The sequence below is a fragment of the Pseudomonas benzenivorans genome (assembly GCF_033547155.1).
Lineage (GTDB): Bacteria > Pseudomonadota > Gammaproteobacteria > Pseudomonadales > Pseudomonadaceae > Aquipseudomonas > Aquipseudomonas benzenivorans_B.
In genome coordinates this window covers 2,973,598-2,997,480 of record NZ_CP137892.1, presented here as the reverse complement: position 1 = coordinate 2,997,480, position 23,883 = coordinate 2,973,598, and the positions used below count along the sequence as shown (strand labels likewise).

Sequence of the window (23,883 nt, the reverse complement as noted above, 5' to 3'; positions counted from 1 at the left end):
TCCTCGCGATCATGCAAAGCGTTATCCGCGCATGCCTCAGCGCGGTGGGACGGCCTGAGCCTGCCGTAGATCTTGATCAGGGGGCGTGCGCGATCCTCACGAGCCGTCGGCTCATGGGGTGCGGTGTTATGGTTTTCTAGGAGGGTTCACAGCAAGAGACCGGGCCTCTCTGGTCTCTTGGGTGGGGGCCGCCGGTTACTTGGCCGAGGCCTTCGTGGCGGATACCTTGCGTGCGGGTGCAGGCTTGGGCGGCGCGATCATGGTGATCAGGGCGTCGAGCAGGGCCTGACCACGTTCCGCGCTGAAGCGCTCGGGTTCGATCGGCATCAACATCATCCAGCCATCGCTGATGGCGCTGACCTGGTCGGCGAGCAGGTCAGCGGCGATATCGGTTCGAATCAGGCCCTGGCTCTGGCCTTTTTCCAGTACCGCGGTGAACACTTGGCGGAAGCGTGCATAGCGCTGCTTGATGACGCTGGCGAAGGCAGGCTCATGGCGTGCGTGGGCCAGCAACTGCAGCCAGGCGAGCCAGCCGTTCGGTTCATCGCCGCCCATCGAGTCAAGCCACTGGCCAACGAGCCCTTTGATGTCGATCCGCTCCTGGTTGATCTCCAGCAGGGTGTCGATCTCATCGAACAGGCTCTGGGCCACGGCGGTGATCATTTCCTCTTTGTTGGCAAAGTAGTAGGTCACGGCGCCTGTGGTGCAGCCGGCCTGCTGTGCCACCTTGCGCATTGAGGCGCCTGCGTAGCCCTCCTGTGCAATCACCCTGAGGGCGGCATTGAGCAGTTCGGCGCGCTTGGCATTGTGATCTCCCACCGGGCGTCCACGGCGCGCCGCAGGTTCCGACTCGCTCTTGCGCGCTTTACGGTTACTGGTCGGGGAGGCGGGCAGTTGTGAGTCGGACATAGCAGATAGGGGCCGAGTTGAGTCGTTGATCCGTGGCAGGGAAGCGTTGCGCCGGCGCCAGCATAGGGAAATTGCCTACAGAAAGCATCCTCGCCGCTTCGCGCTGGAGGACGTCTCGGCTGGCGAGGCACCGAGCCCGCCCTGATCGGGGCGGGCCTGGGCGTCGCAATGCTTGTGTGGCAGCCGCGCAATCGGTCAGTCGTTGGCGCGGAAGATCAGCGGAGCGATGTTGGTGAAATTCGCCACGTCGCCGATGACCTTGGCCGTCGCAGGTGAGCTGAGCGCGGCATCGATACTGGCCTGATCCTTGAAGCGAAGAATGACCAGGCCTGCGAGGGGCTGCGGAGCAGACGCTGGAAAGAGGATCTCGGCCGATTGCAGCCCGAATTCGCCCCAGGCGGCCTGGGCAATCGGGATATGGGTGGACAGATAGTAGTCCCGGTCGAAGGTCGAGCCTTCGGTCAGGGGGTAGCTGACGATCAGGGTGGCCATGAGTAGTTCCTTGTTTTTGGTGATGTAACGGGGCGCATGAGGCGCTGTGGCTGAAGGTGTATCAGGGCGCGCCGCAGCCTGCGACCGCAACCGCGCGAATTTCTACGCGCAAGCCAGGCAGGGCCAGCTCCGTGGTGCCCACCGCGGTCCAGGATGGATAGCGGTCGGGAAAATACTGGTCCTTGACCCGGGCGAAGCCCTGCATGTCGGCTTGCAGTTCGGTATGGAAGGTCATCAGCTCGACGACGTCGGCCAGGCTGGCTCCAGCCGCTTCGAGAATGGTCTGCAGGGCCTGGAACGCCAGGTGCGCCTGCTCCTCGATATCCTTGCCAGGGGTCATGCTGGCGTCGATTCCGACCTGACCGGACACCCAGATCATGTCCCCTACGCGTGTCGCCTGGGAGTAGTGGAAGTTGTCGTAGAACACCTGGGTGTGTGGCGGATTGATCAGCTGTCGCTTCGGGGTTTGGACACTCATCGGCAGATCTCCAATCACACGAGTTGGCGGAAGGTGGGGTGGCGAAACGGGTCGCCCGGCTGCAGGTTCGACAGCTCCTCGGTAAACAGAACGCCTTCCCTCGGATAGCCCGATTCGCTTTCCTCCGGCAGTGGGTGGAAAGTTGCGTCGTCGCCGAAGAAACGGAATACGAAGGTATGGCGATCCGGGAAGTGCTGGTCGACAGGCGCGCCGCCATGCAGCGAGCCGGGGTGGATCAGCACCACATCGCCGGGCTCGGTGGCCCAGGAGAGGATGTCGTAGGCGTCGGGGCTCAGCTTGCGTTCGGCCTCGATATCGGGCAGCCGGGGCAGGGCGCCGCGGCCATGCAGGGGTTGGGTCGGGTCGTTCGGATCGCAAAAGGTGGTCCCGTCAAAGCGAGGGCCGCGGTGCGAGCCACGAATGATCTCCAGCGCGTTCTGCTTGGGCACCGATTCGAAGCTGATCCAGGCGTTACCCCAATGCTGACCGGCCCAGGGCAGGTAGGAGGTGTCTTGGTGCCAGAGCGTACGCGCTCCATGACCGCCGGCCTTGAGGAACACTTCCTCGGCGAAATACCAGACATTGCTCGAACCCCAGAGGTCGGCGAACAGCTGGCCGAAGGGCAGGGAGGCAACCAGCTCCTCTAGGCGTTCCTTCGCCAGTGGATTGGCGTTGTCGACGTGCGATTGCTGCACCGTCCCATCGAACATGCGGGTGGCATGGGGGCCATGGTTCTCCACCGACCAGTCATAGGCCGCTCGACACCGGGTCAGTTGCTCCTTGTTCAGCAGGCCTTTGATCAGGACTGCCCCATCCTCTAGGAACGCTTTGCGCAGAGAGTCGTGCATGGTGCTTTCTCCGGGGGGTCTTCACCTATGTGAATCGGAGCCTAGCAGTGGACTTTAATTTGCGCAACAGTTGTTATGTTAATTTAAATTTCTTGGGCATTCAGGTGTTCTTATGGGCGAAGAAGTGAAAGCCCTCAGTCTTTCACCATTATGTTTGATGGCTCTTGTCTGCTCGCTGCCCCACCGTTTCCCAGGGCTTGAGTGTTGAGGCAGGTATTTCAATCCTGTCCAGCACCCGACCAGCACCATACCTGGGAGGTTTTTTCGGTGTGCGTATCCTGGAAAGATTGGTGCCTTCCGCCGGCTTGACGTGGATCTGGCTTGCGTCACCTATTGGTGTCGAGTGCTACTTGAAAACAGAGCCTCAGTCATAGATGACTCGATCCTTAGGCGATACAAGCCACACTGAGTGGTTGGCTATGGTGTGTCGTGAGGAGCGTCCTGAATAGCTTACCTCTATTGATGAGAGGAGTGCTTTCAGCGCATGGAGCCGGCCCGATTGAGTGGGGGGCGGATTGATAGGGTTCAGCCGGTGCCCAGATTTGCCCCCATTTTATTGGCTATGTCCCAATAGCGTGTTGCATGGTTCGTCCTACCGCCTCGTGGATGCAGTGAACCGGCCGAATGCTTTGCTGATAGCGCTCAAGCATGCGGCGCCAGCCCAGGTAATTCGGGAGGTAGCGGGTGGCCACGCCATGAAAGCGGGTCATCCAGTTCTTCAGTCGACTGTGGTAGGCATTGACGTTCTGGATATGGAAAGCGCCTTGGCGTACGCGCTGGCCGGGGCGGGCATGCACGACCTGATGGGTGATGCCCTGCATCCGGGCGAAACTGGCATAGACCGCCGCCCCGTCAGTACAGAGTACGGACTCCTTGTCGATCAGCGGCGCTAGCGCTTTCCGTACATGCACAGCATCGAGCTTGGCCAGTGTGAAGTCAGCGGTATGCCCCTCCCGGTCGCGCACCACCATCACCGGGATTTGGTCTTTACCCGTGCCCCGGGTCACGCTGACCCCGCCTCGTTTGCGCGGCGGCCGCGGTAAGCGTCGTTGACCTTTGAATGACTCCAGAAAGAACGTCTCATCCACTTCGACGATCCCGGTCTCATGGGTAGCGTGATGCTCGGCGGCTGCCGCCAGGAAGCGGTGCCTCCAGAGAAACGCGGTGTTCTTACTAATGCCGCACACCTTGGCAGCCTTGCGCACGCTCAGCCCATTAATCAGTGCCTGGGCATAGTCTTTCCAGCGTTCGGGATAGTGCAGGCGGGCAAGGCCGGTTGCCGACAACGCGGTACACGTCCGCCGGCAGCTACGGCAGCGATAGCGACGCAGACCACGCGACCAGCCCCAGGGCGCGAGATGTCTCGCGGCGCCCTGGCAATGCGGGCAACTCTGCAACGCCGGCAGGTCATCAAGCACCGCTGTTGTGGGCGGGCTCTGCAGGGCTTGATGAAGCGTGGATTTCTGCTGGGGGCTGAGCTGGCCTAGCTGAGCCAGCCAGTGGTGAAAGGCTTGAGTATCCATGATCGGCAGACCTCCCGAGCGGATGCCTGCCTTTCAGATTAGTTCTTGCAACACATCATTGGGACATAGCCATTTTATTGGGGGCAAATCTGGGGGCAAAATCGAGACCGCTGCAAACCGTCCCTGTCCGGGGAGCCCAGAAACAATAGGGGGTGGCAAGGCCCCAAGCGGGCTATGCGTGCCGCTACCAGCGTTCAAATCCCTATCTTCCCGCCATATCGCAAGACGAAAGCCCCTGTATTTCCTAGAGAAATCAGGGGCTTTCGTGTTTCTGGGACGTAGCGTTCTCGAGGGTGTATCCGGCAGGCGGCTCATTCCGAGGCGTGTGCCGGCACAGGCTGGCTTGGGCTTCTGCGGAGAGCCTTCCATGCTCAGGGGGCTATCGTCCTCTGTCGGCTCGGTTGGTTCAGCGGGCCGAGGTTCTGTTACGAGCCCTCCGCCGCTGCGTTGCCGGGCGGTGGACAGCTCCATGAGCGCCCAACGAGGGAAACCTCAAGCCTTCTGAGGTTCGGGCCCTGGATGGGCAACGGTTATTTGCGTCGCCAGCTACCCTGCCATTGGATGTACTGACCAGGCGGGGTTTTCTCTATGGCCTTCTGGCCGGCTATGGCTTCCACGTCGCTGAGCTTGATGCCGTTCTCGTTGGCCAGTTTCTGGTATTCGGCGCGTCGGGCCTGGTTGATCAGGCGGGCGATTTCCGCGGCCTGGCCGCCTGGTTGCACCACGCCGAGATAGCCGTTGGGCATCTCGCCGAGCTGGCCGCTGGCCTTGGCGGGGCCGAGGGCGGACATGGCTTCGTTGAGGTTAAGGGCCAGGGCCGGCAGGCTCAGGCTCAGGCTGAGCAGCAGTAGCAGGCTGGCGATGCGTCTAGGCAGGGTCATGGCAGTGCTCCTCAAAACAGTCCGCTGGACTCGCTGAACATGTCGTCCAGGGCCTTGTCCACCTTGATGTAGATTTCGTGCTCGATCTTTACGTTGAGGTTGATGTTGATTGGCTCGGTGGGCATCGCCAGCTGCACCGTCGGGGTACAGGCTGCGCTCAGCAGGCCCATGAACAGGACGGCAAAACAGCGCTGCAAGCGCATGGCGTGTTCTCCTTAAGGCTCTTTCGGAGCGTTTGCGGCGCGGCGTTCCAGCATGCGCTGCTGCACCCGCCGCCTGATTATTTCGTTCACCTTATCGGTCAATTGCAGGCTGGCCAAGAGGGTGGGGAGGTCTTCCTCCAGGTTGATATTGAAGTGTATCGGCCGGCCTTGTTCGATCGCCGGATTCTGCCCCTCCAGGCGCATGGTCAGGAGCAGTTTGCCTTGGGGATCATAGTCGACCCGGCTGCGTAGGGTGGTGAAGCGGAAATCCTCCAGGGACTGGGTGACCAGCTGCATGGCGGGGTTGCTGCGGCCCAATGCCTGCATGCGCTCCGAGCGAAACTGCAGGTGACCGCCGGGCGCGCGCGCGGCCAATTGGCCCCGGGAGATCTGGATGCCGGACGGGCCGAGGCGCAGCGGCAGTTGGCCGTCGAGCACTCCGCTGCCGGCCAGGCCCTCGGCCGGGTAGAGGGTAAACAGTCGCTCCAGGCGCAGGCCGCGCAGTTCCAGAGGCAGCAGCAGGTTGTCCTGACTCAGGTTCCATTGTCCTGGCTGCAACCGGACGTTGCCGCCGAGCAGGCCGCTCTCGGCTCGGCGCAGCTGCAGGGTGCCTTGCTTCATTCGGGTGATAGGCGCGCGGTAGTGGCCGCGCAGCAGCAGCGGACCGAGGGGGATGCCTGGGTCCGCCTCGGCCAGACGCAGTTCGGTCAGTTCCACGTTCAGTTCGCCGTGATCGAGCCGAACCTGGGCGTGAGCATCCAGGTCGCTGAGGGCGGTTCGGTCATAGAGGCCGGCGAGGCCCTTGCCGGTCAGCTCGAGCCGAACGAGGGGCGAGTCGTGGCCGGGGCGCTGAGTCAAGCTGGCCGTAGCGCTCAGTCGGCCCTTGTTCAGCTCGAGTAGCGCCGGCCAGGCCTCCAGGGTCTTGGCCAGGGGATTGCCGGCGCGCAGAAACAGCTCCGGCAACCGGGCGTGGGCGTGCAGGCCGCGGGCATCGTCGTATTGCAGCTGGAAGGGCAGCCTGAGGCCGACATCCGCCGCTACCTGGCCGTCGAGTTCGAGTCGCTCCTCGGTCGCGTTCAGTCGGCCTTCCCAGCGCCAGCCCTGGGGGTGCAGTGCGGCATGGCTGAGGCGCTGGGCGGTCAGCGTGCTGGTTCCCTCCAGGCGCCAGTCCCGTAAGGCGTCGTCCGACAGTTGTGCATTCAGCTGCAGGTCGCTCAGGTCGGCGCTTAAGCGCTCCAGGCGCAGATCGGGGCCGCTCAGTTTAGCGGCGCGTAGTAGGGACTCCGCCCCCAGGTCCAGGCTCAGCCGCTGCCTATCCAGATAGGCGTCGAAATGCAGTGTGGCCGCCACCTGGTGGGCCGCCCAGTCGCCCAGGTACAGGTTCGGGCTGCTGGTTTCGAATTGAGCCCCTGAGAGCTGCAGTGCCCAGGGCGGCGCGTTGGTCAGTGCCAGTCTGCCGCGCAGCTCGAATGGCGTCGGCCCCTTGCCGCGCAGATCGAGGGTTAAGGGCAGGGCACGTCCGGCGAGAGTGTCCGGCAGCTCGCCGGAGTCTGGGCTGGCGGCGATGCGCAGTTGAAGCGAGTCGCTGCGCAAGGCCTGGGGTAGAGCGCGTTGCCAGTCGTTGAATGGTTGCTGCAGGGTCAGCTCGGCGGTCAGCTGCTCGGCGAGCCATTGGCCTTGGCGGCTGCGCAGTGCCAGGCTGAAGTCGCCCTGTAGCTGGCCGATTCCGGGGATGGGCCAGGGTTCGGGGAGTGTGCCGCTGGCCTCCAGGCGGCCGCTGGCCTGGCGCAGGTGTTTGAGGTTCGGCGCGCCGGGCGTCAGCTGCAGCTGCCAGCTTGCCGATAATGCTGCGTTGCGCGGCGTCTCGGGGGGCTGGGTGTCTGGAGTAAAGGTCCAGTCGTTGAGCCAGTCGCGCAATGCGGCGGCTTCGCCGAGTGTTGGGGCCGACAGTTCTCCGCGCCAGAGCATGCCATCGGCATCGTCTTGTAGGCTGCTGCGCAGCTCCAGTTGGGGGCGGCCGTTTATTGCCAGTACCAGCCGTGCCTCCAGGGCATCGGCTGCGCTGCGCAGCTGTGTGCGCCAGGCCAGGCGGTTGCCGGCATCGAGGAGGGTGAGCCGCAGGTTCAGCAGCGTCTGGGAGCGGCCGAGTTGCAACGCTTCGCCGCGCAGGGTGCAGCGGCCCTTGGCGCAGGGCAGTTCGGCGGTGAGCTGGTCGACCCGCAGGCTGTGCGGCACCAGGGGCAGGGCATTGGCGAGCCGCTGCAGATCCAGCGACGGCTCGGCGGAGGCTGGGGGCTGGGGGGCGGGCCGCCAATCCAGGGCCAGCCGGCTGACCTCGATCTGCTGCCAGAAGGGGGCGGCGCTGCCGAGCTCTTGCCAACCCAGGCGTATGTGCTCGGCCTGCATGCGCAGCTCGCCTGCCGGCCCCTGTTGATGCAGGCCGAGGTGGGCCAGGTGCAGACCGTCCTGGCTCAGGCTGGGGCCTCGCCAGTCGAGTCGCTGGATGTGGTGGCGTTCGAGCAGCTGCATCCAGCTGGCATAGCCGTAGCCGCCGAGCAGCGCCAGGACTAGCAGCAGGCAGGTGAGTCGCAGCCAGAGGTGCCGGCTGGGCATTGGGCTGGGTCCGTAGCGGGAATGGTTACCGGACGTTAACCCATGGACTCTGGGCTGCCAATCCTGCTCTGGTCTTGTTTGTGATTTTGCATCATTTGATAGTAGTATTGATGCAAACAGGCGATGAGGCGGTGGATCATGAGCGCACTAGTTCGACCGGTTGCCGACGCCGATGCGGTGTTGGCCAAGGCCCTGCTCAATACCCGTGAGCAGCTGGGGCTGACGCAGCAGGAATTGGCCGACATCGTCGGCGTGCACCGCACGGCGATCAGCCGTTGGGCAGACACGGGCCTGCGTCCGCAAAGCAAGAGCGGTGAGCTGGCGCTCTTGTTGATCCGCGTTTATCGCGCCCTGTTCGCCCTGTTTGGCGGCAATCTGCAGGATATGCGGCATTTCCTGCGTACCGACAACCGTCACCTGGCCGGCGTGCCGCTGGAGTTGATGGGGCGGGTGCAGGGGTTGGTGCACGTGGTGGAGTATCTGGACGCGATTCGCGGCAAAGTCTGACTCGAGGGTGGCGCCCCCATACGGCCGGGCTTCGCTGCGGCAGCGGGCTCGCTGGGCCGCAGATAACCAAGAATAAGGAAGAGCCGCCATGGACATCTGGCATGAGTGCCGCGGGACCGAGCAGATCGCCCCCCTGAGGGGGCGGCTGGTGCGATTGGTCGAGAGCCAGGAACAGGTCGCCACTGTGCAACTGGTGGATACCCTGGCCGAGCAGGCGCTGCTCGAGGCGCTGCTGGAAACCAGCAAGCCGCCGTTGCCGCAGGAGGTCGAGCCCCTGCATTACCTGCTGAAAACCCCCTTCCGCTATCCGCCCTTGCGCTGGGGCTCGCGCTTCGGCACGCGCCAGGAACCCAGTCTGTTCTATGCGGCGCTGCGCCTGGAAACGGCGATGGCGGAGGCGGCCTACTACCGCTTCGTGCTGTGGGACGGCATGGCCAGCGCTCCGCCCAGTGGGCGCGTGCTGTCCGAGCATTCCTCGTTCGAGGCGCGTTATCAGGTCGAGCGCGGCATACGCTTGCAGCGAACACCGTTCAGCCAGTTCCAGCCCGAGCTGTGTCATCCGAGCGACTATCGACACTGCCAGGCCTTGGGCGCGAGCATGCGCGCGGCCGGGGTCGCGGCTTTCGAGTACCGCTCGGCACGCTGCCCCCTCGGCGGCAGTAACGTCGCGCTGTACAGCCCTCAGGCGCTGGCGGAGAAGCGTCCGCGCAACCTGTTGCCCTGGCTGTGCGAAACCACGGCCGCCTATGTGGCCTTCAAGAATGCTCAGGCGCCCGACACGCCGCGGCTGTTCCAGCTGACGGACTACCTGATCGACGGCCGCTTGCCCCTGCCGGCCTGAGGGCATGGAGTGCCGTGCACCGGCTTGGCGCAGGCCTGCGGCTATTTATCGCAGAGGCTGTCGTTCGTGCAGCTGAGCCCTCGTCTATTGCAGGGGCCCTGGGGCTGTGGCTCAGGCGCGACAGCGGCTCCAGGCGTGGGTGAGCGCGCTCCTCCGGGCGCCTGCGCGCAGAGCAATTTTGCCCCGGAAACGCTCTGAAACGGGGCATCCACGGCCCTCGGCGCAAGACTTGTGCACAATGGCGCAGCCTCTTGTCAAGCCAGAATTAATGTTCGATGTAAACCCTTGATTCTTCGTTGTGATTTCATAAGTCAATGAAAAATATGATTTTTTTGGCTTGGTGAAAAAATCGTCAGTTTGACTCGAGGCCTTATGCCATAGGCGATAGGGGCGCTTGCGCCCATGTTGTCCACTGAGTTATCCACAGGTTCTGTGGATTGTCGGCGGCAGCGGCTCTAGAACGTCGGAGTGGGTGCTTGGCAAGACTTTACCTCGCGCTAAAAAAGAGTAGAGTGCGCGCCTTTCCCGCTGCCACCGCCGCTGTTCCCTTATGTCCCGCGCTTTGCCTCGCTTGCCCGTCGAAACCCCTTCCCCCCGTCCGCGCTTGCCGCTGCGTGTCGCCCTGTGGCTGCTGGACAACCCCCGCCTGGGCCATGCCCGTAGCGTCAAGCGTTTCGCCGGGCATCTGCTCAAGCAGCCGGCCCGCGAGGGCGTGGTGCAGGCGCAGAGCCGCCTGGGGCAGATGCTCTGTCGGGATTGCGGCAACACCCGCGACCGACGCATCGGCCTGGAGCTGTTGCGCCAGGCGGCGCGTGCCGGAGATCGCCGGGCGCAACTGGAGTTGGGCCGGTTCTATAGTCTGCCGCGCAGCCATGAGCCGCAGCAGGCCCGGCACTGGCTGGAGCTGGCCGCGACGCAGGGCTCCCATGAAGCCAGGCGCCTGTTGAACAGCCTCTGATCCGCGCCTGACCGCCCAAGGTACGGCTGGTTATACTGCCCGGCAGTCTTGCTCGGAGCCGTTTATGCCCATCGATCTGCCCTCAATGCTGCCGGCCCTGCTGCTCGGCATGGCGATTGCCGCCGTGCCCTTGCTGGCGCTGGCCTGGTCGCTGCAGCGTCGCGCCGGCGAGGCGCGCCTGGCGAGCAGCCTGCTGCAGGAGCGTCTCAATGGCGCACAGTTGGCCCAGGCTGGTTTGAGCGCCCAGCTCGATGCCTGCCGCCAGGAGATCGCCGAGATCGGCGAGATCAAGGCCGATCAGCAGGCCGAGCTGGCTGCCTTGCGCCGTGAGGCCGAGCTGCTGCAGCACGAGCGGCAGGTCGCTCGCGAGGCGGCCCAGGCCTGGCAGGCGCAGCGCGAGGAGCAGGAGGCCGAACTGCGTCGCCTGGGCGCCGAGAAGGCCGCCTTGAGCGCCGAGCTGCGCGAGCAGCAGGAGAGCCACCAGCAGCGCCTGGCGGACCTGCAAGGCTCGCGTGACGAGTTGCGGGCGCAGTTTGCCGAACTGGCCGGAAAGATCTTCGACGAGCGCGAGCAGCGGTTTGCCGAGACCAGTCAGCAGCGCCTCGGCCAGCTGCTCGACCCGCTCAAGGAGCGCATCCAGGCCTTCGAAAAGCGTGTGGAAGAAAGCTACCAGCAGGAGGCGCGCGAGCGTTTCTCCCTGGGCAAGGAACTGGAGCGTCTGCAGCAGCTCAACCAGCGCCTGGGCGACGAGGCACTGAGCCTGAGCCGGGCCCTGAAGGGGCAGAAGACCCAGGGCAACTGGGGCGAGCTGGTGTTGGAGCGGGTGCTGGAGCATGCCGGCCTGGAGAAGGGCCGCGAATACCAGACCCAGGTCAGCCTGAAGAGCGTCGAGGGCGAGCGCTTCCAGCCGGACGTGCTGATCCAGCTGCCCGGCGACAAGCAGGTGGTGGTGGACGCCAAGGTCAGCCTGAGCGCCTACCAGCAGTTCGTCGCCGCCGAGGACGAGGCGGCCCGCCAGCAGGCCCTGAAGCTGCATGTGCAGTCGCTGCGCGGTCACCTCAAGGGGCTGTCGCGCAAGGACTACCAGCGCCTGGAGGGCCTGCACAGCCTGGACTTCGTCCTGCTCTTCGTGCCGATCGAGGCGGCCTTCGCCGCCGCCCTGCAGGCCGATCCCGGGCTGTTCCAGGAGGCTTTCGAGCAGCACATCGTGATCGTCAGCCCGACCACCCTGCTGGCCACCCTGCGGGTGATCGACAGTCTCTGGCGCCAGGAGCGGCAGAGCCAGAACGCCCGCGAGATCGCCGAGCGCGCCGGCGCGCTGTACGACAAGTTCGTCGCCTTCATCCAGGACCTGGACGAGATGGGCGGGCGCCTGCAGCAGCTGGACAAGGCCTACGCGGCGGCGCGCAACAAGTTGTGCGAAGGGCGCGGCAACATCATCAGCCGGGTGGAGAACCTCAAGCTGCTCGGTGCCAGGGCCAGCAAGAGCCTGCCGGCCGAGCTGCTCGAGCAGGCCGCCGCTGTGCCGCTGCTGGACGAGGCGGGCGAATAGGGCGCGCAGGTCGATTGCGCCCGGATGCCGGCGGCGGGCGGCTCAAGCCAGCCACAACACCCCGAGCCCGGCGAGCAGGCCGGCCGCCATCACCGGCAGGGTCCGCAGGGCCAGCCCGCGCCCGCCGATCAGGGCGATCAGCAGGCCCTTGACCAGGCTGTTGCTCAGCACGGCGAGGAAGATGCCCTGCACCGCGATCTGCTCGTTCAGTTCGCTGTGGGCGCTACGTGCCAGGGACAGGGTAATGGCGTCGACATCGGCGAGGCCGGAGAGCAACGCCACCAGGTACACGCCGACATCGCCGAGCCAACGCCTGGCCCCTTCGACGACGAACAGGATCAGTACCAGCAGCGCGGCGAAGCGCAGGGCCGGGGCCAGTTCGAAGGGGTTCTGCAGGGGCGGGGCGGCCGGCTCCGCCGGCTGCTTGGCCGGGCGCAGGGCATAGGCCAGCGCGCCGCCGGCATAGACCAGCGCGGCTACGCTCAAGGGCCAGAGCAGCTGCGGCAGCAACCGGGCGTTGACCAGGCCGACTTCCAGCAGGACCCGGGGAAACATCAGGGCCGAGGTGATCAGCAACCCGCAGGCCAGCAGGGACCTCAGCCCGGCGTCGCGGTCGAGGCGGGCCAGGGTGATGGTCATCGCCGTGGAGGAGACGACGCTGCCGAGCAGCGCGGTGATCAATAGCCCCTGACGGGTGCCCATCAGACGCATCGCCATGTAGGCGATGAAGCCCAGGCCGGCAATCAGCACCACCATCCACCAGGTGATGTAGGGATTGAACACCTGCCAGGGACCATAGGGTCGATTGGGCAGCGCCGGCAGCAGCACCAGGGAAATGAACAGCAGCTTGAGCGCGCCGGACAGCTCGATCTCCCTGAGCCGCTGCAGCGAGCCGTGCAACACCCGCTTGAGACTCAGCAACAGGGCCACCGCCACCGCGCCGGCGGCGGCCAGGGGCGGATGGCCGGCGACCGCCAGGCTGCCGAGCAGAAAGGTGATCAGCAGCGCCACCTCGCTGGTCATGCCCATGTCGCCTTGCAGCCTGAGCTCGCCGAAATAGGCGGCGATCACCAGGGCGGCGAAGCTGGCGAAGACCACCGCCCAGGCGGTGACGCCGAGGTGCTCGCCCAGCAACTGGGCGAAACCGCCGAGCAGGGCACTGAGCGCAAAGGTGCGGATGCCGGCGGCGAAGCGGCCGTCCTCGGCGTCGCGCTGCTGCCAGCCACGTTCGGCGCCGATCAACAGGCCGGCTGCCAGAGCGCTGGCGAAATTCAGCAGGGTGTCGAGGGCTGGGGGCACGGGGCAATCTCAGTCCGGAGCATATCGAGGCAGTCTAGCCAGATGGGCTCGTCCCGTATTGTCGGAGGTCAGGGTTGCCGCTCCTCGCACCTCGACCGGGCGGCAGCCGGCAGGCGGGGAGGCCGCGCTGCTCGCCTCAGCGCAGGCTCAGGTGGCGGCTGAGCAAGGCGCGCAAGGCCGCCGGCTTGACCGGTTTGGCCAGGTAGTCGAGGCCGGCGGCGTGCACGGCATCGATCAGCTCGGGGCGGCCATCGGCGCTGATCACCACGCCTGGCAGCGGCTCGCCGAGGCGGGTGCGTAGCCAGGCCATCAGCTCGGTGCCGGTCTCGCCCTCGTCGAGGTGGTAGTCGACCAGCGCCACATGGGGACGCAGGTCCTCGCTGAGCAGGTGCTCGCACTCCAGACGATTGCGCGCGGTCCATACCTGGCAGCCCCAGCGCGACAGCAGGCTGTGCATGCCGGCGAGGATGCTGTCCTCGTTGTCGATGCACAGCACCTGACTGCCGGTGAGCAGTTGGCCGTTGAGCTCGGCGGCGGTCGGCTTGGGTTTGACCTCCGCAGACCGGGCCAGGGGCACGCTGACGCTGAACACGCTGCCCTTGCCGGGCCAGGACTGTACTTCCAGCTTGTGCTCGAGCACCCGGCACAGGCCGTCGGCGATCGCCAGGCCCAGGCCCAGGCCCTTCTCGGCGCGGGTCTGATGGCTGTCCAGGCGTTTGAACTCCTCGAAGATCACCTTGCGCTTGTCCTCCGGGATGCCCGGCCCGCGGTCCCAGACCTCCAGGCGCAGCTGCCCGCCCCGGCGGCGTACGCCGAGCAGCACGCGGCCCTTGGCATAGCGGAAGGCGTTGGTGAGGAAGTTCTGCAGCACCCGGCGCAGCAGCTTGCAGTCGCTGTCCACGCGCAGGCGGCTGCCGCGCAGGCGGAAGTCGATGCCTTGCTCGGCGGCCAGTACCTTGAATTCGGCGCCCAGGGTGTCGAACAGGCTGTCGAGGACGAAGGCGTTGCGCTCCGGGCTGATGCGGCCGTTTTCCAGGCGCGAGATGTCCAGCAGGTCGCTGATCAGGTCTTCGGCCGAGCGCAGCGAGCTGTCCAGGTGGCGCACCAGTTCCCGGGTCTCGCGCGGCAGGGCCTCGTTCTGGTGGGAGAGGGCGGCGGAGAACAGGCGGGCGGCGTTGAGCGGTTGCATCAGGTCGTGGCTGACGGCGGCGAGGAAGCGGGTCTTGGACTGGTTGGCGGCCTCGGCCACGGCCTTGGCTTCGCCGAGGGCCTGGTTCAGCTGCGACAGTTCGCGGGTGCGCTCGGCCACCCGCTGCTCCAGGCCCTCGTTGGCTTCCGTGAGGGCCTGTTCGGCCTGGCGAAATTCGGTGATGTCGGTGAAGCTCATGACGAAGCCGCCGCCGGGCATCGGGTTGCCGATCAGTTCGATCACCCGGCCGTTGGGGAAGGTGCGTTCGTAGGTGTGCGGCGTGCCCTGGCGCATCCAGTGCAGGCGCCGGGCGACGCTTTGTTCGATATCTACGTCGCCCGCGCCGAGCAGGCCGCGCCGGGCATTGAAACGGATCAGTTCGGCAATCGGCCGGCCGACGTAGACCTGACCTTCGGGGTAGTCGAACAGCTCGAGGTAGCGGCGGTTCCAGGCCACCAGGCGCAGCGACTGGTCGACCACGCTGATGCCCTGGGTGATGTTCTCGATCGCGCCCTGCAGCAGGGCGCGGTTGAACTGCAGCACCTCGCTGGCCTCGTCGACGATGCGCACCACATCCTCGACTTGCATCTCCCGCCCCTCGATGGCCGCGCGCACCACGGCACGGGTCGAGGAGGCGCCCAGCACACCGGCGAGCAGGCGTTCGGTGTGGGCGATCCATTCGCTGTTGGCCGGCTGCTCGGCCGCGAAGTCCTGGCCTTGACGCGCGGCGAAGCGCTGGAAGCTCTGCCGTGCCCGCTCCTCGCCGACGAAGCGGCTGGCCAGCAGCAGCAGGTCCTCGACCTGCACCGCCAGCAGGCTGCGGCTGCTCGGCTTGGCGCCGAAGTCGTGACCGATGAAGCGCCCGGCCTGCCAGTGCTCGGAGACCCGGGTGCGGGAGAAGTAGGAGACCCAAGCGAACAGCAGGAAATTGCCGGCCAGCGACAGCACCACGCCGCGGGTCAGGGGGTCGACCTCGAAGCCGATGGGGGCGTGCAGCAGCGCCTGCAGGCCGGGCAGGCTGCTCAGCGGCCAGCCCAGGCTGCGTGCCACCAGCGGCATGATCAGGGTGTAGAACCACAGCAGCGAGCCGACCCCCAGGCCGGCGAACACCCCGCGGCGGTTGGCCTGCTTCCACACCAGGGCGCCGAACATCGCCGGGCCCAGCTGGCCGATGGCGGCGAAGGACACCTGGCCAATGGTTGCCAGGCTGGCGCCCTCGCCGAGCAGCCGGTAGCAGACGTAGGCCAGCAGCAGGATCAGCACGATGCTCACCCGGCGTGCCGTGAGCATCCAGTGGCGGAACGCCTCGAAGGGGCGTTCGGCGTTCTTTCTGTGCAGCAGCCAGGGCAGCAGCATGTCGTTGGAGATCATGGTCGACAGGGCCACCGAGGCGACGATGACCATGCCGGTGGCGGCCGAGGCGCCGCCGATGAAGGCCAGCAGGGCCAATGCCGGGTGGGCCTGGGCCAGTGGCAGGCTGATCACGAAGGAGTCCGGCGTCACCCCCGCCGGCAACAGCATCTGCCCGGCCAGGGCGATGGGTACGACGAACAGTGCCGCCAGCACCAGATAGGCGGGAAACACCCAGCGCGCCAGGCGCAGGTCCTTGGGTTCGATGTTTTCCACCACGGTGACATGGAACTGCCGGGGCAGGCAGACGATGGCGATCATCGCCATGCCGGTCAGCGTCAGCATGGCCGGCCAGTTCATCGCCTCGGCCCAGAAACCGCTCAGCTCCGGGGCGCTGTGGGCCTGCTGGAACAGGTCGGCGAAGCCGTTGTACAGGCCGTAGGTGACGAAGGCGCCGACGGCGAGGAAGGCCAGCAGCTTGACCAGCGATTCGAAGGCGATCGCCAGCACCATGCCGCGGTGGTGTTCTGTGACATCCAGGTTGCGCGTGCCGAACAGGATGGTGAACAGCGCCAGGATCAGCGAGACCAGCAGCGCCGTGTCCTGGGCGCGAATGCCGTTGGCGTCGGCCCCGGCGCCGATCAGCAGGTTGACGCCGAGGACGATGCCCTTGAGTTGCAGGGCGATATAGGGCAGCACGCCGACCAGGCAGATCAGCGCCACGACTATCGCCAGGGTCTGGGACTTGCCGTAGCGCGCGGCGATGAAGTCGGCGATCGAGGTGATGTTCTCCTCCTTGCTGATCATCACCATCTTCTGCAGCACCCAGGGGGCGAGCAGCATCAGCAGGATGGGACCCAGGTAGATCGGCAGGAACGACCAGAGCTGCTCGGCGGCCTGGCCGACCGCGCCGAAGAAGGTCCAGCTGGTGCAGTACACCGCCAGCGACAGGCTGTAGACCCAGGCGCGCATCCGCGGCGGCAGGGGCGTGCGGCGGCGGTCGCCATAGAAAGCGATGGCGAACAGGATGGCCATGTAGATCAGGGCGACCGTGGCGATCAGCCCGCTGGACAGCGACATGCACACTCCGGCGACGAAGGATGTGGGGACCAGGTCCAGAGTCAGACGATACTCTTTCTGGCCGCACAGTGTCGCAGCAAAGCCCGGCGCAGTCAGGCGCGACCAAGGTCGCAGGCGCCGGGCGTGGAGGGCTATGGCGCCGGCATTTGTGCCCGGCGCATCGCCCTGATAGCGTGATGCGTTTGCGTCAATGGCCAGGGAGGGGCGTCATGTCCGCGTTGCAATCTTTCATCCCGCAGGGGGCGGGCGTTTCGTGCAAGCATCGCGGCCTAGCCGCTGAGCGCCTGGGGCGCACGCACTGTGTGGCAGTGGCGGCCGGCAACGGCCGCGCGTTGGGGGCTGAGCGATGGACTTGAGTGCGAACGAGCAGACGCATTTCTGGCGCGCGCCCCAGTTGGGCGGGGTCGAGTTGCTGCATGCGCGCTACATCGAACACACCTTTTCCCCCCATGTACACGAGGGTTTCGTGCTCGGCGTGGTCGAGCAGGGCGCCCACCTGTTTCAGCATCGCGGCAGCGGTCACCTGGCGTCCGTGGGCAGCATGATCGTGATCAACCCCGATGAGCTGCACTCCTGTTCCAAGGCGGGCGATCAGGGGTGGCGCTATCGGGCCTGCTATCCGGATGCGCAGCAGATCCGGGGTGTGCTGCAAGAGCTGGAGCTGGATGCCGCTGGTCTGCCCGGATTCGCCAGCAGCGTGATACAGGACCTCGAACTGACTCGGGCTTTCGCCGAACTGCATTGCCTGCTGGACGGTCCAGCCACCGTCTTGCAGTGTCAGGTCGCCTGGCGCGAGGCGATCCTGCTGCTGTTCCAGCGCCACGGACGGGTGCGTGAGGCGCGCGAACCGGGGCGTGAGCCCTGGGCGGTGGCGCAGGCCAAGGCGCTGTTGGACAGTCGCCTGGCCGACCCGCCCTCGCTCGAGCAGTTGGCGGCGGCGGTCAGCCTGTCGCCGTTCCACTTCGCCCGGGTGTTCCGCCGCGCCACCGGCTTGCCGCCCCACGCCTGGCTGCGGCAGCGACGCCTGCAGCAGGCCAGGGCGCAATTGCAGCGGGGCTCGACGCCGCTCGCCGTGGCCATGCAGCTGGGGTTCGCCGACCAGAGCCACCTCAGCCGCCAGTTCAAGCAGGCCTACGGTGTCACCCCCGGCGAATACCGCAAGGCCTGCGGCGCCTGAACGCAGGGGTGCAACTGCGCAATATTGTTCAATACAGCGCCCGGGAAGGTGGCATAGGCTGCAGCTCAAGGAGGAGAGTGCTATGACCCGCTCGCAAGAATTCACCCAGGGCGCCCGCGACATGCTGCCGATGCTGCTCGGCGCCATGCCCTTCGGCATCATCTTCGGCAGCCTGGCCGGCGCCGCCGGCCTCAGCCCCTGGCAGACCCTCGGCATGTCGCTGTTGGTATTCGCCGGTTCGGCGCAGTTCATCGCCATCAGCCTGCTCGGCGTGGGCACCGGCCTGGCCGTGCTGCTGCTCACCACCCTGGTGGTCAACCTGCGTCACGCCCTGTACAGCGCCAGCCTGCAGCCGTACGTCCGCCACCTGCCCAAGCGTTGGCGGGTGCCGCTGGCCTTCTGGCTGACCGACGAGGCCTATGCCGTGGTGCAACACCGCTATCTGGACGCGGATGCCTCGCCGAACAAGCATTGGTACTTCCTCGGTGCGGCGCTGGCCATGTACCTGAACTGGCAGCTGTGTACCCTGGTCGGCGTGCTGTTCGGCCAGAGCGTGCCGAACCTCGCCGCCTGGGGCCTGGACTTCGCCATGCTGGCGACCTTTATCGGCATAGTCGTGCCCATGCTGCGCAACAGTCCGCAGGTGGCCGCGGCCCTGGTGGCCGGGGCGGTGGCCCTGGCCTTCCATGGCCTGCCATACAAGCTCGGCCTGCTGGCGGCCGCGTTCAGCGGCATTGTGGTCGGTGTGCTGCTCGAGCGCCGCCAGGCGCCCGTATGCGCGGAGGTGGTCTGATGGACAACTGGGTGCTGATCCTCGGCATGCTGGCGATCACCTTTTCCATCCGCTACAGCCTGTTTGCCTTCCCCAACCTGAGCTTCCCGCCGCTGGTGCGTCAGGGGCTGCACTACGTGCCGACTGCGGTGCTCACCGCCATCGTGGTGCCGGGCATGTTGCTGCCCGACGGCCAGCACTGGGCCCTGCGCCTGGACAACGCCTACCTGCTGGGCGGACTGGCGGCCATCGCCATCGCCGCGCTGACCCGGCATCTGCTGGCGACCATCGGCGGCGGCCTGCTGGTGTTCTTCCTGTTGCGCTGGGCGCTGGGGCAACTGCCGATCTGAGCGGCGATTTTGCCGTGACCTCGGCAAAAGTCGACGATTGCTGTGGCTTGTCGGCGGGTTGTTGCAGTCCAATGCTGGACGGCCCGCTCGGTCACAGCAGACAGGTACACGGACGATGACCCCAGATTCGCAATTCACCTTGCTCGGTAAACGGCGTTTCCTGCCGTTCTTCCTTACCCAGTTGCTCGGCGCCTTCAACGACAACATCTTCAAGCAGTCGCTGATCCTCGCCATCCTCTACAAGCTCAGTTCCGGCGCCGACAAGAGCCTGCTGGTCAACCTCTGCGCGCTGCTGTTCATCCTGCCGTTCTTCCTGTTCTCGGCACTCGGCGGGCAGTTCGGCGAGAAGTTCGCCAAGGACAGCCTGATCCGCGCGATCAAGTTCGCCGAAATCCTGATCATGCTGGCCGGCGCCGCCGGGGTGCTGCTCGACAGCCTGCCGCTGATGCTCGCCGTGCTGTTCTGCATGGGCACCCAGTCGGCGCTGTTCGGTCCGGTGAAGTATTCGATCCTGCCGCAGCACCTGCGCGAGCAGGAACTGGTCGGCGGTAACGCCCTGGTGGAGATGGGCACCTTCCTGGCCATTCTCGCCGGCACCATAGGCGCCGGCATCATCATGGCCAGCAGCGCCTACGCGCAGATCGTCGCCGGTTCCGTGGTCGTGGTCGCCGTGCTCGGCTATCTGGCCAGCCGCGCCATCCCCCGCGCCCATGCGGCCCTGCCGGAACTGGCGCTGGACTGGAATATCCTGCGTCAGTCCTGGCGGATCATGCGCCTGGGCTTGAAGGAGCAGCCGGTCTCGGTGTCGCGCTCGCTGCTGGGCAACTCCTGGTTCTGGTTCCTCGGCGCGATCTACCTGACCCAGATCCCGGCCTATGCCAAGGACTGGCTGCACGGCGACGAGAGCGTGGTGACCCTGATTCTCACGGTGTTCTCCTTAGGGATAGGCCTGGGCTCGATGCTGTGCGAGCGCATGAGCGGGCACAAGGTGGAGATCGGCCTGGTGCCCTTCGGCTCGATCGGCCTGACCCTGTTCGGCGTGCTGCTGTGGTGGCACTCCGACGGTTTCGTCCAGGGCGCCGCGCCCCATGACTGGCTGACGCTGCTGGGGCATGGCCAGGCCTGGTGGGTACTCGGTGCCATTCTCGGCATCGGCCTGTTCGGCGGCTTCTATATAGTGCCGCTGTATGCGCTGATCCAGTCGCGCACGGTGGAGCAGGAGCGGGCGCGGGTGATCGCCGCCAACAACATCCTCAACGCGCTGTTCATGGTGGTCTCGGCGATCGCCTCGATCCTCTTTCTCAGCGTCGCCGAGCTGTCGATCCCCCAGCTGTTCCTGGCCATCTCGCTGATGAACGTCGCGGTCAACAGCTACATCTTCAAGATCGTCCCCGAGTTCAGCATGCGCTTTTTGATCTGGCTGCTCGGTCACTCCATGTATCGGGTCGAGCACAGGGGGCTGGAGGCCATCCCCGAGGACGGCGCGGCGGTGCTGGTGTGCAACCACGTGTCCTTCGTCGATGCCCTGCTGATCGGCGGTGCGGTGCGCCGGCCGGTGCGTTTCGTCATGTACTACAAGATCTACAACCTGCCGCTGCTCAACTTCATCTTCCGCACCGCCGGCACCGTGCCGATCGCCGGGCGCAACGAGGACCTGCTGGTGTACGACGCGGCGTTCAAGAAGATCGCCGAATACCTGCGTAACGGCGAGCTGGTGTGCATCTTCCCGGAGGGCAAGTTGACCGGTGATGGCGAGATCAGCGAGTTCAAGGGCGGCATCGAGCGCATCCTCGCGGAAAACCCGGTGCCGGTGATCCCGATGGCGCTCAAGGGACTGTGGGGCAGCTTCTTCAGCCGTGACCCCGACAAGGGGGTGTTCAGGCGCCTGTGGTCGCGCATCCAGCTGGTGGCCGGCGCCCCGCTCGGTCCCGAGTGCGCCGACCGCCAACGCTTGCAGGCGCAGGTCGCCGAGCTGCGCGGCGACCTGCGCTGAGCCAGCCGGAACGAAAAAGCCCGCCGGATGGCGGGCTTTTGGTTGTGGGCGCCTCAGTGGCTGAGTTTAAGCCCGAGCAAGCCGCAGAGAATCAGCGCCACGCTGGCCAGGCGGATCAAGGCCATGGATTCGCCGAACAGGATGATGCCGGCGATCACCGTGCCGACCGCGCCGACCCCGGTCCAGATGGCGTAGGCGGTGCCCAGGGGCAGCTCCTTCATGGCCAGGCCGAGCAGGCCCAGGCTGACGACCATCGCGGCGATGGTCAGCAGGCTGGGTAGGGGGCGGGTGAAACCGTCGGTATATTTCAGGCCGACGGCCCAGCCGACCTCGAACAGGCCGGCGAAAAACAGAATGATCCAGGACATAACGACCTCCGGGGCATAAGGGCAGGGGCCGTCCCCGGGTGGTCACTCATGGAGTGGTGAGGTCGTCCTCACGCTGCCGGTCATTGTGCACAGACCGGCTGCCGGGGCAAGCCGCTGGGGACCGGCGGAGGCTGGCTGCCGCCGGTCCCGGGCCGAGCGGCTCAGATGCCCTGGGGGATTTCCTCGCCGCCGAGGGCCTCGAACAGGGCGGGCAGGTACTGGACCAGGGTCAGCATCATCAGGGTGAAGCTGGCGTCCAGCTGGCCGAGGTTATCGTCGCCGCCGTCCTGCTCGGCCTGTTCCTGCAGCAGGTCCTCGAAGCGCAGGCGCTTGATCACCAGCTTGTCGTCGAGCACGAAGGACAGCTTGTCCTGCCAGCCCAGGGCCAGCTGGGTGACCTGCTTGCCGGCGCTCAGGTGCAGCTGAATCTCGTCGCTGGTCAGGTCCTGGCGCTTGCAGCGCACCACGCCGCCATCCTCATGGGTGTCGCGCAGCTCGCACTCGTCCAGCACGAAGAAGTCGGCGGCGGCCTTTTGTGCCTTGACCCAATCGGTGAGAGTGGCGCTCGGGGCGATCTTCACGGTCAGCGGCCGCACCGGCAGCGAACCGATGGCCTCGCGCAGCGTGGAGAGCAGGTCTTCGGCGCGCTTGGCGCTGGAGGCGTCGACCAGGATCAGGCCTTGGGCCGGGGCGATGGCGGCGAAGGTTGCCGACTTGCGGATGAAGGCGCGGGGCAGGAAGGCCTGCACGATCTCGTCCTTGAGCTGGTCGCGTTCCTTCTTGTAGACCTTGCGCATCTGCTCGTTTTCGATCTCGTCGACCTTCTCCTTCAACGCGTCACGCACCACGCTGCCGGGCAGGATGCGTTCCTCCTTGCGCGCGGCGATCAGCAGGAAGCCCTGGCTCTCGTGCACCAGGGGCGCATCGGCGCCCTTGCCGAAGGGGGCGATGAAGCCGTAGGTGGTCAGTTCCTGGCTGGCGCAGGGGCGTGCCGGCTTGGCGGCCAATGCGGCTTCGAGGGCCTCGGCATCGAAGGGGACGTTCTGGGTGAGGCGGTAGACCAGCAGGTTGCGAAACCACATGAGGGGGTGACTCTCCATTAACGCAAAGCGCGCATTATTCTCCCCTCGGGGGCGCAGGCCAACCCTGAGCTAAGCCTTTGCTGCGTCGATAAATTTTTTTTCGATCAGGGCTTGCCAAGGTGCCGATGGCTCTCTAGAATGCGCCCCACTTCGAGAGTGAAGGGTGATTAGCTCAGCCGGGAGAGCATCTGCCTTACAAGCAGAGGGTCGGCGGTTCGATCCCGTCATCACCCACCAATCTCGCTTTCGGGGTTACGCGCAGCGGTAGTTCAGTCGGTTAGAATACCGGCCTGTCACGCCGGGGGTCGCGGGTTCGAGTCCCGTCCGCTGCGCCATTTCCCTCCTCGCTTCACCTCTGCTTTATCCCTCCGCAACATTCGCCGTACTCCTTCGAAAAACCTGCTAAACACCTGAACTTATGCGCATTTTCTGGTTCCTATCCCGGTAGCCAGTGATCGCGACGGCCTGCTAAGCTCGCGCCTTCACTCGATTGCCCTAGGGCGCACCGGAACAAGGATCAAGCATGAAGAAGCATCGTTTAGCGGCGGCGGTTGCGCTGGTTGGCCTGGTACTCGCGGGCTGCGATTCGCAGACCTCCGTCGAGCTGGAGACCCCGGCGCAGAAGGCCTCCTACGGCATCGGCCTGAACATGGGCAAGAGCCTGGCCCAGGAAGGCATGGATGACCTGGATTCCAAGGCCGTCGCCCAGGGCATCGAGGATGCCATCGGCAAGAAGGAGCAACGCCTGAAGGATGAAGAGCTGATCGAGGCCTTCGCCTTCCTGCAGAAGCGTGCCGAGGAGCGCATGGCGGCCATGAACGAGGAGTCGGCCAAGGCCGGCAAGAAGTTCCTCGAGGACAACGCCAAGCGTGAGGGCGTGGTGACCACCGAGTCCGGCCTGCAGTACGAAGTGCTGACCAAGGCCGAGGGTGCTCAGCCGAAAGCCAACGATGTGGTGACCGTTCACTACGAAGGCAAGTTGACCGATGGCAGCGTGTTCGACAGCTCGATCGAGCGCGGCAGCCCGATCGATCTGCCGGTCAGCGGCGTGATCCCGGGTTGGGTCGAAGGCTTGCAGCTGATGCATGTCGGCGAGAAGTACAAGCTGTACATCCCCAGTGAGCTGGCCTATGGCGAGCAGAGCCCGACTCCGGCGATTCCGGCCAACTCGGTGCTGGTGTTCGAACTGGAGCTGCTGTCCATCAAGGACGCGGGCGCCAGCGCCGAACAGTAAGCTCGCGTTTCATCGCAGCGCCCCGTCTCGACGGGGCGTTGTCGTTTCTGGGGTGTACAGGGTGCCGGTAATCGACCGGTCGGTCTGTAAGGGGGCTGTTTCGGCCCGTTTGGTGTTACGGTTATGCACATTCGCGCAGGCGCTCTCGATAGGGGTTGTCAACACTGGGGCGAATAACTGTTTG

21 protein-coding genes and 2 tRNA genes are annotated in these 23,883 nt (G+C 65.6%); 11 read left to right on the top strand and 12 right to left on the bottom strand.

Features of this window, described 5'->3' with window-relative positions; all coding sequences use genetic code 11:
* Positions 1–195: 195 nt before the first annotated feature.
* The 8 genes from SBP02_RS13800 to SBP02_RS13765 all read right to left on the bottom strand — a co-directional run bounded on the left by SBP02_RS13800 (position 196) and on the right by SBP02_RS13765 (position 7,947).
* Positions 196–909, bottom strand: a complete 714-nt coding sequence (locus tag SBP02_RS13800; RefSeq protein ID WP_318642526.1) for a TetR/AcrR family transcriptional regulator — start codon at positions 907–909, stop codon at positions 196–198.
* Positions 910–1,104: 195 nt separating this feature from the next.
* On the bottom strand, positions 1,105–1,401 hold the full coding sequence (locus SBP02_RS13795) for an EthD family reductase (RefSeq protein WP_318642523.1): 297 nt from the start codon (positions 1,399–1,401) through the stop codon (positions 1,105–1,107).
* A gap of 61 nt (positions 1,402–1,462) precedes the next feature.
* Entirely contained in the window at positions 1,463–1,879 is a 417-nt protein-coding gene (locus SBP02_RS13790; protein WP_318642521.1) for a RidA family protein, read from the bottom strand.
* A gap of 14 nt (positions 1,880–1,893) precedes the next feature.
* Positions 1,894–2,727 (bottom strand): phytanoyl-CoA dioxygenase family protein, encoded by an 834-nt coding sequence (locus SBP02_RS13785; RefSeq protein WP_318642519.1) that lies wholly within the window; start codon positions 2,725–2,727, stop codon positions 1,894–1,896.
* A 560-nt stretch (positions 2,728–3,287) separates the two neighbouring features.
* The gene (locus tag SBP02_RS13780; protein WP_318642517.1) at positions 3,288–4,250 is read right to left on the bottom strand and encodes an IS1595 family transposase; all 963 of its coding nucleotides are present in this window, start codon (positions 4,248–4,250) and stop codon (positions 3,288–3,290) included.
* 530 nt (positions 4,251–4,780) lie between these two features.
* A complete protein-coding gene (locus SBP02_RS13775) occupies positions 4,781–5,131 on the bottom strand; it encodes a YdbL family protein (protein WP_318642515.1) in 351 nt (116 codons plus the stop codon).
* A gap of 11 nt (positions 5,132–5,142) precedes the next feature.
* Positions 5,143–5,334, bottom strand: coding sequence for a YnbE family lipoprotein (locus tag SBP02_RS13770; protein WP_318642514.1), 192 nt, complete (start codon positions 5,332–5,334; stop codon positions 5,143–5,145).
* A 12-nt stretch (positions 5,335–5,346) separates the two neighbouring features.
* Positions 5,347–7,947 carry a YdbH domain-containing protein gene (locus SBP02_RS13765; RefSeq protein ID WP_318642511.1) on the bottom strand — a complete coding sequence of 867 codons (2,601 nt, stop codon included), beginning with the start codon at positions 7,945–7,947 and terminating at the stop codon, positions 5,347–5,349.
* Between the two features lie 138 nt (positions 7,948–8,085).
* Here SBP02_RS13765 and SBP02_RS13760 point away from each other — a divergent pair, with 138 nt between their 5' ends.
* The 4 genes from SBP02_RS13760 to rmuC all read left to right on the top strand — a co-directional run bounded on the left by SBP02_RS13760 (position 8,086) and on the right by rmuC (position 11,805).
* Positions 8,086–8,454: an antitoxin Xre/MbcA/ParS toxin-binding domain-containing protein gene (locus SBP02_RS13760; RefSeq protein ID WP_318642509.1), complete on the top strand. Its 369-nt coding sequence runs from the start codon at positions 8,086–8,088 to the stop codon at positions 8,452–8,454.
* Between the two features lie 88 nt (positions 8,455–8,542).
* Positions 8,543–9,295, top strand: a complete 753-nt coding sequence (locus SBP02_RS13755) for an RES family NAD+ phosphorylase (protein WP_318642507.1) — start codon at positions 8,543–8,545, stop codon at positions 9,293–9,295.
* Between the two features lie 550 nt (positions 9,296–9,845).
* The gene (locus SBP02_RS13750) at positions 9,846–10,253 is read left to right on the top strand and encodes a tetratricopeptide repeat protein (RefSeq protein WP_318642505.1); all 408 of its coding nucleotides are present in this window, start codon (positions 9,846–9,848) and stop codon (positions 10,251–10,253) included.
* A 190-nt stretch (positions 10,254–10,443) separates the two neighbouring features.
* A complete protein-coding gene (rmuC, locus tag SBP02_RS13745; protein WP_318646339.1) occupies positions 10,444–11,805 on the top strand; it encodes a DNA recombination protein RmuC in 1,362 nt (453 codons plus the stop codon).
* Positions 11,806–11,847: 42 nt separating this feature from the next.
* On the opposite strand, the gene SBP02_RS13740 is transcribed toward rmuC, so the two are convergent.
* Positions 11,848–13,104, bottom strand: a complete 1,257-nt coding sequence (locus tag SBP02_RS13740) for an MgtC/SapB family protein (protein WP_318642503.1) — start codon at positions 13,102–13,104, stop codon at positions 11,848–11,850.
* 136 nt (positions 13,105–13,240) lie between these two features.
* Complete coding sequence (locus tag SBP02_RS13735) at positions 13,241–16,723, bottom strand: hybrid sensor histidine kinase/response regulator (protein ID WP_318642501.1); 3,483 nt, start codon at positions 16,721–16,723, stop codon at positions 13,241–13,243.
* Between the two features lie 346 nt (positions 16,724–17,069).
* On the opposite strand from SBP02_RS13735, the gene SBP02_RS13730 reads away from it, so the two are divergent.
* From SBP02_RS13730 to SBP02_RS13715, 4 genes are all read left to right on the top strand, one after another.
* Positions 17,070–17,900 carry an AraC family transcriptional regulator gene (locus SBP02_RS13730; RefSeq protein ID WP_318642499.1) on the top strand — a complete coding sequence of 277 codons (831 nt, stop codon included), beginning with the start codon at positions 17,070–17,072 and terminating at the stop codon, positions 17,898–17,900.
* An 82-nt stretch (positions 17,901–17,982) separates the two neighbouring features.
* Positions 17,983–18,693: an AzlC family ABC transporter permease gene (locus SBP02_RS13725; protein ID WP_318642496.1), complete on the top strand. Its 711-nt coding sequence runs from the start codon at positions 17,983–17,985 to the stop codon at positions 18,691–18,693.
* A complete protein-coding gene (locus SBP02_RS13720; RefSeq protein ID WP_318642494.1) occupies positions 18,693–19,022 on the top strand; it encodes an AzlD domain-containing protein in 330 nt (109 codons plus the stop codon). Before SBP02_RS13725 ends, SBP02_RS13720 begins: the two co-directional genes overlap by 1 nt.
* Before the next feature lie 115 nt (positions 19,023–19,137).
* Entirely contained in the window at positions 19,138–21,015 is a 1,878-nt protein-coding gene (locus SBP02_RS13715; protein ID WP_318642492.1) for an MFS transporter, read from the top strand.
* A gap of 53 nt (positions 21,016–21,068) precedes the next feature.
* On the opposite strand, the gene sugE is transcribed toward SBP02_RS13715, so the two are convergent.
* Positions 21,069–21,383 carry a quaternary ammonium compound efflux SMR transporter SugE gene (gene sugE / locus SBP02_RS13710; protein WP_318642490.1) on the bottom strand — a complete coding sequence of 105 codons (315 nt, stop codon included), beginning with the start codon at positions 21,381–21,383 and terminating at the stop codon, positions 21,069–21,071.
* 161 nt (positions 21,384–21,544) lie between these two features.
* A complete protein-coding gene (rdgC, locus tag SBP02_RS13705) occupies positions 21,545–22,465 on the bottom strand; it encodes a recombination-associated protein RdgC (protein WP_318642488.1) in 921 nt (306 codons plus the stop codon).
* 161 nt (positions 22,466–22,626) lie between these two features.
* On the opposite strand from rdgC, the gene SBP02_RS13700 reads away from it, so the two are divergent.
* The 3 genes from SBP02_RS13700 (at position 22,627) to SBP02_RS13690 (ending at position 23,699) form a co-directional block, all read left to right on the top strand.
* A tRNA-Val gene (locus tag SBP02_RS13700) sits at positions 22,627–22,702 on the top strand.
* Between the two features lie 21 nt (positions 22,703–22,723).
* A tRNA-Asp gene (locus tag SBP02_RS13695) sits at positions 22,724–22,800 on the top strand.
* A 188-nt stretch (positions 22,801–22,988) separates the two neighbouring features.
* Positions 22,989–23,699, top strand: a complete 711-nt coding sequence (locus SBP02_RS13690) for an FKBP-type peptidyl-prolyl cis-trans isomerase (protein ID WP_318642486.1) — start codon at positions 22,989–22,991, stop codon at positions 23,697–23,699.
* Positions 23,700–23,883 lie beyond the last annotated feature (184 nt).

Excerpts from the sequence above, each read along its gene's own strand:
- SBP02_RS13800 (WP_318642526.1), bottom strand. The coding sequence starts at position 909 with ATGTCCGACTCACAACTGCCCGCCTCCCCGACCAGTAACCGTAAAGCG.
- SBP02_RS13795 (WP_318642523.1), bottom strand. The coding sequence starts at position 1,401 with ATGGCCACCCTGATCGTCAGCTACCCCCTGACCGAAGGCTCGACCTTC.
- SBP02_RS13790 (WP_318642521.1), bottom strand. The coding sequence starts at position 1,879 with ATGAGTGTCCAAACCCCGAAGCGACAGCTGATCAATCCGCCACACACC.
- SBP02_RS13785 (WP_318642519.1), bottom strand. The coding sequence starts at position 2,727 with ATGCACGACTCTCTGCGCAAAGCGTTCCTAGAGGATGGGGCAGTCCTG.
- SBP02_RS13780 (WP_318642517.1), bottom strand. The coding sequence starts at position 4,250 with ATGGATACTCAAGCCTTTCACCACTGGCTGGCTCAGCTAGGCCAGCTC.
- SBP02_RS13775 (WP_318642515.1), bottom strand. The coding sequence starts at position 5,131 with ATGACCCTGCCTAGACGCATCGCCAGCCTGCTACTGCTGCTCAGCCTG.
- SBP02_RS13770 (WP_318642514.1), bottom strand. The coding sequence starts at position 5,334 with ATGCGCTTGCAGCGCTGTTTTGCCGTCCTGTTCATGGGCCTGCTGAGC.
- SBP02_RS13765 (WP_318642511.1), bottom strand. The coding sequence starts at position 7,947 with ATGCCCAGCCGGCACCTCTGGCTGCGACTCACCTGCCTGCTGCTAGTC.
- SBP02_RS13760 (WP_318642509.1), top strand. The coding sequence starts at position 8,086 with ATGAGCGCACTAGTTCGACCGGTTGCCGACGCCGATGCGGTGTTGGCC.
- SBP02_RS13755 (WP_318642507.1), top strand. The coding sequence starts at position 8,543 with ATGGACATCTGGCATGAGTGCCGCGGGACCGAGCAGATCGCCCCCCTG.
- SBP02_RS13750 (WP_318642505.1), top strand. The coding sequence starts at position 9,846 with ATGTCCCGCGCTTTGCCTCGCTTGCCCGTCGAAACCCCTTCCCCCCGT.
- SBP02_RS13735 (WP_318642501.1), bottom strand. The coding sequence starts at position 16,723 with ATGTCGCTGTCCAGCGGGCTGATCGCCACGGTCGCCCTGATCTACATG.
- SBP02_RS13730 (WP_318642499.1), top strand. The coding sequence starts at position 17,070 with ATGGACTTGAGTGCGAACGAGCAGACGCATTTCTGGCGCGCGCCCCAG.
- SBP02_RS13725 (WP_318642496.1), top strand. The coding sequence starts at position 17,983 with ATGACCCGCTCGCAAGAATTCACCCAGGGCGCCCGCGACATGCTGCCG.
- SBP02_RS13720 (WP_318642494.1), top strand. The coding sequence starts at position 18,693 with ATGGACAACTGGGTGCTGATCCTCGGCATGCTGGCGATCACCTTTTCC.
- SBP02_RS13715 (WP_318642492.1), top strand. The coding sequence starts at position 19,138 with ATGACCCCAGATTCGCAATTCACCTTGCTCGGTAAACGGCGTTTCCTG.
- sugE (WP_318642490.1), bottom strand. The coding sequence starts at position 21,383 with ATGTCCTGGATCATTCTGTTTTTCGCCGGCCTGTTCGAGGTCGGCTGG.
- rdgC (WP_318642488.1), bottom strand. The coding sequence starts at position 22,465 with ATGTGGTTTCGCAACCTGCTGGTCTACCGCCTCACCCAGAACGTCCCC.
- SBP02_RS13690 (WP_318642486.1), top strand. The coding sequence starts at position 22,989 with ATGAAGAAGCATCGTTTAGCGGCGGCGGTTGCGCTGGTTGGCCTGGTA.